Below are 11215 nucleotides of genomic sequence, written 5' to 3'. Positions count from 1 at the left end.
GGCGTTAGATTTTTTATCTCAACGTCACAGCTATTTTTTAACGTGCAATACGTTTACGCATCGCTTTTTTACGGTTTTCTTCAATCATATCTTCTTTTTCTTCAATTGGATCAATGACTGTTTTTTTAATAGTTGTAGCCACACCGGCTAAAGCAGCAACTGTGATAGCAGTACCGACTAACATACCTGATACAAATTTTTTCATCGTTCATTCCTTCTTTCAAATTGTATTTGTTTCTATTATGACGGAAAAAAGTAAAAAAATCCAATAGTTACAATGATTTTTCATAAACTCTACGACTAATTTAGAGATTTGTTAAAATTTACCAAGTCTTTTCTGTATTTTTATAGGAAAAATGAATAAGGAGAAATGGCCAAATTAAATCCTGTTTACAAAATGAAATAATTCAGAAGTAAACCTTATTTAATGGTACAATAGAAAAAGAAATTAGAGAGAAAAAGGAGCGTATTTATGTCTATTTTAGTATTAGGTGGCGCAGGCTACATCGGCTCACATGCCGTCGATCAATTAATTTCAAAAGGCTATACCGTTGTGGTTGTTGATAATTTATTAACAGGGCATCGTTCAGCAGTTCATGAACAAGCGACTTTCTATGAAGGCGATATTCGTGATAAAGCTTTTTTACGTAGTGTCTTTGAAAAGGAATCAATTGAAGGGGTGTTGCACTTTGCGGCCAATTCTTTAGTAGGAGAATCCGTGGAGAAACCGTTAATGTATTTCAATAACAATGTTCACGGCACTCAAATTGCCTTGGAAGTCATGCAAGAATTCGGAGTGAAACATATTGTTTTTTCTTCCACAGCGGCCACTTATGGCGAACCAAAAGCAATGCCTATTACAGAAGAAACCCCAACGAATCCTAAAAACCCGTATGGGGAAAGTAAATTAATGATGGAAAAAATCATGAAATGGTGCGACAACGCTTATGGAATGAAATATGTTGCTTTGCGTTATTTTAATGTTGCGGGAGCAAAAAAAGATGCCTCAATTGGTGAGGATCACACGCCAGAAACGCATATTGTACCAATTATTTTACAAGTGGCATTAGGCCAACGAGCAGAGCTAAGCATTTTTGGGGATGATTATGATACACCAGATGGCACGTGCATTCGAGATTATGTTTATATTGAAGACTTGATTGCAGCACATATTTTGGCTTTAGAATACTTGAAAAATGGCGGCGAAAGTGACGTTTTTAACCTTGGTAGCAACAACGGCTATTCTGTTAAAGAAATGTTAGATGCTGCTCGCGAAGTGACAGGTCAAGAAATTCCTGCGACAATCGCGCCACGCCGAGCAGGGGATCCTAGTACGTTAATTGCTTCTAGTGAAAAAGCCAAACGAGTTTTAGGCTGGCAACCAGAAGTAACTGAGGTCAAGGACATTATCGCCACCGCTTGGCAATGGCACCAAGCTCATCCACATGGATATCAAGAAAAGTAATAGGAGGAATGAATCGATGACCACGAGTCAAATGATTGCCGATTTTACCACACTTGCTATTCAAGCAGGTGGTTGGATGGAATTGGATCGCTTATATCTTCAGAACCGTTTATTATCAATGATTGGTGAACAAGAATTAGGCGAAGTAGACATACGGCCTGTGGCAACACCCGCCGCTGATTTGGCGGAACAATTGTGTCAAATTGCGAGTGCCAACCAACTTGTAAAAACAGAGCAACAAAAAGAACAGTTCATGGTGCAATTGATGGATTTGTTAACACCGCCACCTTCTGTGGTTAATGCTTTTTTTGCACAACATTATGCCAAAGAGCCACAAGAGGCTACCGAGTATTTTTACCAACTTTGTCAAAAAAACGGTACGGTCATTGAACAGGAAAAACCTGTTGTTTTTTCAACAGTCTATGGTGATTTTTTAGCAAATAAGGTCCACAGTGAGGCGCCAAAAGCAACGCTCTCTGCACAAAGCTATCCCCGCTGTGAATGGTGCATGGCAACAGAAGGCTACCAGGGAAGTCAGCAATTTCCTGCGACTACGAACCATCGAGTGATTCGAATGAACTTAGATGGAGAAAGCTGGGGGTTTTCCTTTGTAAAACAGGCACAATATCAGCAACAAGGTGTGATTGCGTTTGAAAAACATCAGGCAGCGAAACGTTCAGTTAAGACTTTTCAGCAATTGTTGAAAATTGTTGAGGTCTTTCCTCATTATTTTGCTGGGATTGATGCTGACTTTGAACAAAATGAGCATGTCTATTATCAAACGGGTTTGCAACAATTTCCATTAGCCGAAGCGAGCATTTCAGAATATGTTGAGTTAGCTAACTATCCTTTAATCAACGCAGGAATGGTGAATTGGCCAGTTGCGACATTTCGCCTAGAGGGACCGAATGCGTCAGAAGTTGCCCAAGCCGCAAATGATATTTTTGAGCAATGGCAAATGCTAAAACTGCCAACGGATGAGATACAAATCGTTGCCCGACGAAAAGAACTTTTATATGTCATGGACTTAATTTTTAGTCGACCTCAAGCAAAGCCTTCGTTAACGTTAGCAGAAGTCCAAGGTTTAACGACTTGGAACAACCAGAAAACGCAGGCACTTGAAACTGTCGCTTCAGCGTATCAACAGCGATTAAAAGAAGCCAGTGCGTTTGCAGAAACAAGTGAAGGAAAAGCGGCTTTTTTAGCAATGGTTGCGCCAGTGACTCATTAAAAGAAAAAAGATGCCGAATGACTAAAAATCACGTATAATAGATAAGAATGAAAAATAAGGGAGGGTAAAAAATGGCTTATCAAGCACTTTATCGGGTCTGGCGTTCACAACGTTTCGATGACGTAGTAGGACAAAAAGCAATTACTCAGACACTGAAAAATGCGATAGTGCAAAAGAAAACATCTCATGCCTATTTATTTACTGGCCCTCGTGGTACAGGTAAAACCAGTGCCGCAAAAATTTTCGCTAAAGCGATTAACTGTAAACATAGTCAAGATGGTGAACCTTGTAATGTTTGTGAAACCTGTGTAGCCATTACGGAAGGTCGTTTAAATGATGTCATTGAAATTGATGCGGCGAGTAATAATGGCGTGGAAGAAATCCGTGATATTCGTGATAAAGCAAAGTATGCACCGACACAAGCCGAGTACAAAGTTTATATTATTGATGAAGTTCATATGCTATCAACAGGCGCGTTCAATGCACTTTTAAAAACCTTGGAAGAACCGCCACAAAATGTTATTTTTATCTTAGCAACGACTGAACCACACAAGATTCCGTTAACGATTATCTCACGGACGCAACGCTTTGATTTTAAGCGAATTAGTACGCAAGATATCGTCGATCATATGGCCCATATCATGCAGGAAATGGCTCTCGATTATGAGGAACAAGCCCTTTATGTGATTGGGCGTGCTGCGGAAGGTGGGATGCGAGATGCCTTGAGTATCTTGGATCAAACGATTTCCTTTAGTGATGAAAAAGTAACACTGGAAGATGCAATGCAAGTGACAGGCAGCCTAACCTATGAAATGATGGATCATTATATTCAGTGCTGTGTCGCCGGTGATGTTGAACGAGCATTAGAAGGCTTGGAAAGTATTTTAGGCGAAGGCAAAGAAGCGCGCCGTTTCTTAGAAGATTTGTTATTATATTGTCGAGATTTGCTGATGTATCAGCAAGCACCGAAGTTATTAGCAGAAAAAGCAGGAACTTTGACAGAAGCATTTAAGGAACTAGCTACACAAACGCCTGCTGAAAAAATCTACCAACTAATCCAAATTTTAAGTGACACACAAAATGAGATCCGCTTTACCAACAATGCGAATATCTATCTGGAAGTAGCCACTGTCAAATTAGCTAAAACGGTGCAACCCAATAAACACAACACGCCAGAAACAGCTAATCAAGATGGTAGTGCAGAGGGAAATCCAGAATTAGCAGATTTACAAAATCAAATCGGGCAACTGAAGAAAGAACTGGCTGAATTAAAGAAACACGGTGTAGCTGCTAAAGAAGCAGATGCGCCACGTCAACAAGCACGACCACAAGCGCCAAAAAGTTCGTTCCGTGTACCCACAGAACGGGTATATCAAGTCTTAAACGAAGCGACTAGAACACATTTAATGAATGTGAAAAATGTCTGGGAAGACTTACTGCAAACATTATCTGTGACTCAACGAGCGATGCTAAAGGCTAGTGAACCTGTCGCAGCGAGTCCTAAGGGCATCGTGGTGGCATTTGACTATGAGATTGTTTGTGCTCGTGCAACAGACGATGAAGAGATGCAGTTAGCTTTCAATAATAATTTAAGCCGTTTGATGGACTATACACCAGAGATGGTCTGCATTACTAGAGAAAGCTGGCCAAAACTAAGACAAAGTTTTATTAACCAAAATCAGGGCAGTTTGAATCATTCTGAACCTGAAAATGAAATGGCTCGTCTAGCGGACGAACCGCCTGTAACAAATGAACATTCACAAGAAAATCCAGTAGTAGATGAAGCAATCGCTATGTTTGGTGAAGAGCTTGTCGAAGTACTAGATGATTAATATGAAGGAGTCGAGGAATTATGATGCGAGGAATGGGCAACATGCAAGGCATGATGAAACAAGTACAAAAAATGCAAAAAGAAATGGCCAAAGCGCAAGAAGCACTAAATGAAAAAGAATTTATCGGTGAAGCCACCAATCAACTTGTGACAGCGACATTTACTGGTGATCGCACAATGAAAGATTTGATCATTAAAGAAGACGTGGTTGATCCTGAAGACGTTGATATGCTACAAGATTTAGTCATTATGGCTGTCAACGACGCGTTAGTAAAAATTGAAAAAGAAACCGAAGCAACTTTAGGCAAATACACCAAAGGAATGCCAGGATTCTAAAAAATAAGACAAACGAAAGTATGAAAAACGTCATGCCCAAAAAATCGAACTTTTTGGGCATGATGTTTTTTCTGTTTTTGTGGGAAAACTCTTTGGCAATTTTAGTAGTCGCTTCCAAAAAACTATGCTATACTAAAGCCAATTGAAGAGAAACATTTGGGGTGCTATTAGCTGAGATTATACCCATGGAACCTGAAACAGTTAGGACTGGCGCAGGGAAATGTCTTGAAATTTTGACCGATTATTGCACCCAACTACGTTTATTTGTGGTTGGGTTTTTCTGTCTTTTTCAGTCGCGCCTCCTTTTGCTTCTCGCAGAAAGGAGTTTTTTTACGTGGAAAAAAATCGAATCCACAGAGTTACGTTACTGGCTTTAATGATTGCGATGGACGTTGTATTATCGCCGTTAATGCGAATTGAGGGAATGGCCCCTATGTCCAGTGTCATGAACATTATTGCCGGAGTTTTATTAGGTCCTCTTTACGGAACGCTCATGGCACTTGTCTGCGGCTTAATCCGTATGACATTCTTAGGTATTCCGCCATTAGCGTTAACAGGTGCCGTTTTTGGCGCGTTTTTTGCTGGTTTATTTTATCAATGGGGACAAAAATTAGGCTGGTCGATGCTAGGGGAAATTTTTGGGACAGGCATCATTGGCTCGTTATTGTCCTATCCTGTAATGGTTTGGTTTACTGGCAGTAAGCAGAATTTTTATTGGTTCATTTATACACCACGATTTATTGGTGCCACACTGATTGGTTCAGTGATTGCTTGGCTTGTCTTAGTAAAACTGAAAGAAACTCGGGTATTTAAACAAACACAGGAATTATTTTTAGGAGGGTACTTTTATGAAAACAAGCGTTAAGTTTGAAACGATTTTTCCACTGACAACGGCACCATTAATTCAGTGCATTACGAATGAAATTACGTGTGAATCTATGGCGAATGCATTACTTTATATTGATGCTAAGCCCATTATGGCAGATGATCCACGGGAATTTCCGCAGTTGTTTCAGCAAACCAGTGCTTTGGTTTTGAATTTAGGCCATTTATCACAAGAACGAGAGCAAAGCTTGTTAGCAGCTAGTGATTATGCTCGGCAAGTGACTAAACCGACCGTAGTCGATTTAGTCGGTTATGGCGCCAGTGATATTCGGAGTGAAGTCGGGGAAAAGCTGGTGCACAATCAGCCAACCGTTGTGAAAGGGAATCTTTCAGAAATGCGGACTTTTTGCCAGTTGGTGAGTCATGGCCGAGGAGTGGATGGCAGCCCTTTGGATCAAAGTGAAGAAGCAATTGAGGAGCTGATTCAAGCTTTACGTCAACAAACACAAAAGTTTCCCCAGACGGTATTTTTAGCAACAGGGATTCAAGATGTTTTGGTTAGCCAAGAGCAAGTGATTGTCTTACAAAATGGCGTGCCTGAGTTGGATTGTTTCACTGGCACGGGCGATTTAGTCGGCGCATTAGTTGCCGCTTTATTAGGTGAAGGCAACGCGCCAATGACTGCGGCAGTAGCCGCAGTGAGCTATTTTAATCTTTGCGGAGAAAAAGCCAAGACTAAGAGCCAAGGGCTGGCCGATTTTCGCCAAAATACGTTAAATCAGTTATCTCTTTTAATGAAGGAGAAGGATTGGTTTGAGGCGGTGAAAGGACGAGTGCTATGAGAGAGCAATTGAAAGTTTATTTGGTGACAGGCCGGTATGATTTTAGTGATACTGAATTTTTAAAACGAATTGAAACTGCTTGTCGCAGTGGAGTGACATTGGTCCAACTGCGCGAAAAGGAAGTGTCAACACGGCGCTTTTACGAATTAGCAGTGAAAGTTAAAGTGGTAACAGATGCGTATCAGATTCCGTTGATTATTAATGATCGTGTCGATATTTGCTTGGCAGTGGATGCAGCAGGTGTGCATATAGGGGATGATGAATTACCGGTTGCTCTTGTGCGAAAACTGGTTGGGTCCACAAAAATCGTAGGTGTTTCAGCCAAAACGGTGGCACGAGGAGTTGAAGCGGAAAACGAGGGCGCCGATTATTTAGGCGTGGGCGCAATTTTCCCCACAACGACTAAGGACAGTCCGTTAACTTCTTTGCAGACACTTTCTGAAATTGCCGCAGCAGTCACGATTCCTGTTGTAGCGATTGGTGGAATCAAAGAAGAAAATATAGAACAACTTATGGGAACGGGAGTGGCTGGTGTTTCACTGGTCAGTGAAATTATGCTGGCTGAACAGATAACCGAGAAAGTTCAAGGGTTGATGCGTGTAACGGAGCGAATGTTGGAGGCGAGAAAATGACCGAATATAATTTGACCCCACAAGTAGTCACGATTGCTGGTTCTGATTCTGGTGGGGGAGCTGGCATGCAAGCAGATTTAAAAACATTTCAAGCACGGCAGGCATTTGGCTTAAATATTGTCATTGCATTGACGGCACAAAATACGTATGGCGTGCAAGATAGCTTACCGATTCCTAGTTCATTTATTGATGCACAATTCCAATCACTGGCGGCTGATTTTAAAATTGGGGCAGCGAAAACGGGGATGTTAGCAGATAGTGAGCGTGTCGAAGCTGTTGTTCGCAATTTGCAGAAAGTTGATTTTGGTCCGTTGATTGTCGATCCTGTAATGGTGGCTAAAGGTGGACATCATTTGTTAGAAGCCGAGGCAGTTCAAACGATTAAAGAGCAACTGTTGCCATTAGCAACGGTCGTGACACCTAATTTACCAGAAGCGGAAGTTTTACTAGAGACGACCATCAAGACAGAACAAGAAATGCAGACCGCAGCAAAAAAATTACAGCAATTGGGCACAAAAAATATTATTATGAAAGGCGGACATAGCACAAATCAACAAGCGGCTGATTATGTGTTAATGGAAGACGGTTCGAGCTTTTGGCTAAGTGCACCACGAATTGTAACGAAAAATACTCATGGAACAGGAGATACTTTTTCAGCGTGTATCGCAGCCGAATTAGCAAAAGGTACGCCGTTAGAAGCGGCGATTGTGATTGGCAAACAGTTTATACAAGGGGCCATTAGCCAAGCAATTTCTGTTGGACATGGTCACGGACCTACTAATCATTGGGCCCAATTAACGCAAGATATTCAAGTTATTAAAGCATAAGAAGAGCCTGGGGAAAAATCTAAAATGATTTTTCCCCAGGCTTTAAATAGCTTAAAGCTCCCTCTTAATATAGTTTATAAACGTTTTGTTCACTAATCTTCACATTTTAAATAAATTTCTTGGCCTTGTTCTTGCAAATGAGCCACGTGGGATTCTCCCCAATTACATAAGTTATCTAAGACAGCAGAGAGGCTTTGACCATAATCGCTTAAATAATATTCGACTTTTGGTGGAACTTGGTTGTAAACTTTCCGCTCGATAATGTTGTCTTCTTCGAGTTCCCGTAATTGTTGTGTCAGCATTTTTTGACTAATGCCAGTAATACCGCGTTTTAAATCGCTGGGGCGCATGGCGCCGTGCCGTAAATTACACAGAATAATTGGTTTCCATTTACCGCCAATAACATCCATCGTTGCTTCGACACCAATCGCATATGTACGAGTTTCCAAAAAACATTCCTCCTTAATAGGTTGATAATAACCAAAAGTTACTAAAAGGTACCTATGATACAAAAAAGTAGGTACTTATCAAAATTTCAATCTTAGTATATAGTAATTTTTGTTGAAATTCAAATGTTTTTTAGGAGGAAGAGAATGGAAAAGAAAATTTCACCAAATTTAACGCTCTTTGCATTAGCTATCAATGCTTTCGCAATCGGTTCAACAGAATTTATTAGTGTGGGTTTATTACCAATGATTGTTAAAAGTTTTCATATTAGTCTTTCCCAAGCAGGTTTGACTGTTTCTTTGTACGCTTTAGGTGTGACGATTGGGGCGCCGTTATTAACAATTTTGACAGGAAAATGGAATCGTCGCTCATTAATGCTGGGGATTATGCTTCTTTTCATTAGTGGGAATTTAATTGCTGCGTTTGCGCCAACGTTTATTATTTTATTGGTAGGGCGGATACTTTCTGCATTGGCGCATGGCATTTTCATGTCTGTTTCGACTGTCATCGCCGCAGATGTTGTGCCGCCATCACGTCGTGCCAGCGCCATTGCTATTATGTTTACGGGCTTAACGGTTGCAACAGTGACTGGCGTACCTTTAGGGACGTTTATTGGGCAACAAACAGCTTGGCATATGTCCTTTCTTTTTATAGCCAGTATTGGCTTGGTGGGACTGATTGCTAGTTATTTTTTAGTTCCCAAAAATTTACCGATACCAGGGAAGGTTGACATAAAAGGAATCACGCGGATTTTTACGAACAAACCCCTCGTTTTCTCTTTTCTAATTACTGCTTTTGGTTATGGTGGAACGTTTGCTGCATATACGTACTTGTCACCGTTATTGGAAAATTTAGGCTTTTCAGCCAACGCGGTAGTGATTATTTTAGTTGTTTATGGCGTAATGGTCGCAATTGGCAATACAGTAGGTGGTCACTGGGCAAATAAAAAACCTTTAGATTCGTTAGTAAAAATGTTTAGCTTATTAATTCTGTCCTTAGTCTTTTTATTCATTACTGTTTTAATGGATAACAGTCTTCTAGGCTTATTAGCAAGTTTGATGTTGGGCCTATTTGCCTTTATGAATGTACCTGGTTTACAACTATATGTTGTAGAATTAGCGGAAAAGTATGTTCCAGAAGATATCACTTTGGCCTCAGCTTTTAATATTGCAGCCTTTAATATTGGGATTACCGTCGGCTCAATGACAGGTGGGGTGGTCACAGATCATTTATCAGTAACATATACACCGATTTTTGGTGGTTTTATCGTGCTAATTGCTGTCTTGTTCGTACTTTATATTCGGAAGCAAGAAGAACAAAAAAACAACTATCTTTAGAAAACTAAAAAAAGCAGCTGGTCACTATGGAACTGACCAGCTGCTTTTTTTAAGCTTTTTTGCGGAAATAATTCCAGCAAGCAATTAAAACAATTACTAATAAGGTTAACAAGAAAATCAGAGAAATGAGGGAGCCCATCGTTGTCCCCTGAGCAAAATTATCTGCGTGGTCTTGAGCGATATTAATAATCGTCGCTACAATGGCCGTCGCAATAGCGCCAGAAAATTGTTGAAGTGTATTAAATAACGTATTGCCGTCGCCAAAATCTTTCTCCTCTAACAAGCTCATACCAGTCGTCATCATATTACTGTATGCAAAACCTAGACCAATCATATAGGTAACATGTCCAGCGACGAATCCTAATAAAACAGGCATCTCTAGTAAAATTGTTAAAGCTAGCCAACCGATTGTCGCCAAACTTAAGCCAAATAATATAGGTTTTTTAGCGCCGTATTGATCCAACACTCGTCCAGAAAGTGGTGCCAAAATGGCCCCAACTGTAGCACCTGGCAGCATGACTAGCCCAGCTACAAACGCATTTTTTCCAAGGACGATTTGAACAAAGTTTGGTAAGACAAAGGAAATACCTAACAATAAGAATTGACAAACTAAAAAGCCACATAAAAATAAAACGAAGGCGGGATTTTTTAAAATTGTCAAACGAACTAGTGGCTGTTCAGCCGTCGTTGCTCGTTTATAAAAAATAACAAAGCCAATAACGGCTGCCAGAAGTGAAAGCCAGCCAAACAATGTGCCAATTTTACTTAAAAACATCAACAAACCACTAAATAACAGGGCAATACCAATTAAACTAACCAAATCAAGAGTGGTGGTTTTTTTAACAGGTATTTCTGGAATAGCAGATAATCCCATAAACAAAGAAAGTAGTAAAACAGGAATTAAGAATAAAAAGATGGCGTGCCAAGACAGGGAAGATGTTAAGATTCCACCATACGTTGGACCAATGGCTGGAGCAATTGAAGTGGTCAATGTGCCTACCCCCATCATCGTTCCTCGTTTTTCCAGCGGGGTAAAGTTCAAAATAATATGAAACATCAGTGGCAAAGCAATCCCAGTGCTAGCCCCTTGGAAGAGTCGGCCTAATAACAAGATACTGAAAGATGGCGAATAGACATCAATCGCTAAACCAATCAAAAAGAAAAGATTCGCAACAATAAATAAGCGTCTTAACGAATAGGTTTTTAATAAATAATTGGATAAGGGCACCATGATAGAAATAACTAATAAATAAATCGTTGTCACCCACTGCACGGTACCGGTGGAAACACCAAATTCCTTTGTTAATGTCGGAAAGGTTACATTCATTGCTGTTTCAATTAATACGCCAGCAAAAGACATAATTCCTGTCGCTAAAACGGCAGGGAATAATCGTACGTTTTTTTGTTCCATTTAATCACCTCTATAGTTTTCATTTTTTCGT

12 protein-coding genes and 1 riboswitch are annotated in these 11215 nt (G+C 40.3%); of the genes, 9 read left to right on the top strand and 3 right to left on the bottom strand.

Annotated features, from left to right (window positions below):
* Positions 1–37 precede the first annotated feature (37 nt).
* On the bottom strand, positions 38–205 hold the full coding sequence (locus tag IGL90_RS10940) for a DUF3042 family protein (protein ID WP_002356337.1): 168 nt from the start codon (positions 203–205) through the stop codon (positions 38–40).
* Positions 206–472: 267 nt separating this feature from the next.
* On the opposite strand from IGL90_RS10940, the gene galE reads away from it, so the two are divergent.
* From galE to thiD, 8 genes are all read left to right on the top strand, one after another.
* On the top strand, positions 473–1465 hold the full coding sequence (galE, locus tag IGL90_RS10935; RefSeq protein ID WP_010824854.1) for a UDP-glucose 4-epimerase GalE: 993 nt from the start codon (positions 473–475) through the stop codon (positions 1463–1465).
* Positions 1446–2696, top strand: a complete 1251-nt coding sequence (locus IGL90_RS10930) for a UDP-glucose--hexose-1-phosphate uridylyltransferase (protein WP_025190761.1) — start codon at positions 1446–1448, stop codon at positions 2694–2696. Before galE ends, IGL90_RS10930 begins: the two co-directional genes overlap by 20 nt.
* A 71-nt stretch (positions 2697–2767) precedes the next feature.
* Positions 2768–4528 (top strand): DNA polymerase III subunit gamma/tau, encoded by a 1761-nt coding sequence (gene dnaX, locus IGL90_RS10925; RefSeq protein WP_002356340.1) that lies wholly within the window; start codon positions 2768–2770, stop codon positions 4526–4528.
* Between the two features lie 20 nt (positions 4529–4548).
* Positions 4549–4863 (top strand): YbaB/EbfC family nucleoid-associated protein, encoded by a 315-nt coding sequence (locus IGL90_RS10920; protein WP_002384048.1) that lies wholly within the window; start codon positions 4549–4551, stop codon positions 4861–4863.
* Positions 4864–5010: 147 nt separating this feature from the next.
* Positions 5011–5099, top strand: a riboswitch (TPP riboswitch).
* A 140-nt stretch (positions 5100–5239) separates the two neighbouring features.
* Positions 5240–5728, top strand: a complete 489-nt coding sequence (gene thiW / locus IGL90_RS10915) for an energy coupling factor transporter S component ThiW (RefSeq protein WP_002356342.1) — start codon at positions 5240–5242, stop codon at positions 5726–5728.
* On the top strand, positions 5712–6530 hold the full coding sequence (locus IGL90_RS10910) for a hydroxyethylthiazole kinase (RefSeq protein ID WP_002368793.1): 819 nt from the start codon (positions 5712–5714) through the stop codon (positions 6528–6530). The genes thiW and IGL90_RS10910 overlap by 17 nt, the downstream gene beginning before the upstream one ends.
* Positions 6527–7162: a thiamine phosphate synthase gene (gene thiE / locus IGL90_RS10905; protein ID WP_002387208.1), complete on the top strand. Its 636-nt coding sequence runs from the start codon at positions 6527–6529 to the stop codon at positions 7160–7162. Before IGL90_RS10910 ends, thiE begins: the two co-directional genes overlap by 4 nt.
* On the top strand, positions 7159–7989 hold the full coding sequence (thiD, locus tag IGL90_RS10900; protein ID WP_002362487.1) for a bifunctional hydroxymethylpyrimidine kinase/phosphomethylpyrimidine kinase: 831 nt from the start codon (positions 7159–7161) through the stop codon (positions 7987–7989). Before thiE ends, thiD begins: the two co-directional genes overlap by 4 nt.
* A 92-nt stretch (positions 7990–8081) precedes the next feature.
* Here the strand turns inward: thiD and IGL90_RS10895 are convergent, their stop codons facing one another.
* Positions 8082–8438 (bottom strand): winged helix-turn-helix transcriptional regulator, encoded by a 357-nt coding sequence (locus IGL90_RS10895; protein WP_002356348.1) that lies wholly within the window; start codon positions 8436–8438, stop codon positions 8082–8084.
* Positions 8439–8582: 144 nt separating this feature from the next.
* Here IGL90_RS10895 and IGL90_RS10890 point away from each other — a divergent pair, with 144 nt between their 5' ends.
* A complete protein-coding gene (locus tag IGL90_RS10890; protein WP_010706833.1) occupies positions 8583–9773 on the top strand; it encodes an MFS transporter in 1191 nt (396 codons plus the stop codon).
* Positions 9774–9822: 49 nt separating this feature from the next.
* On the opposite strand, the gene IGL90_RS10885 is transcribed toward IGL90_RS10890, so the two are convergent.
* On the bottom strand, positions 9823–11184 hold the full coding sequence (locus IGL90_RS10885; RefSeq protein ID WP_002362334.1) for an MFS transporter: 1362 nt from the start codon (positions 11182–11184) through the stop codon (positions 9823–9825).
* Between the last annotated feature and the right edge of the window lie 31 nt (positions 11185–11215).

Origin of the sequence: Enterococcus sp. DIV1307a, from assembly GCF_050537425.1 — a bacterium.
GTDB lineage: Bacteria > Bacillota > Bacilli > Lactobacillales > Enterococcaceae > Enterococcus > Enterococcus faecalis.
Note: the sequence above shows the minus strand (reverse complement) of the source record. Positions and strands in the feature narration are given on the sequence as shown.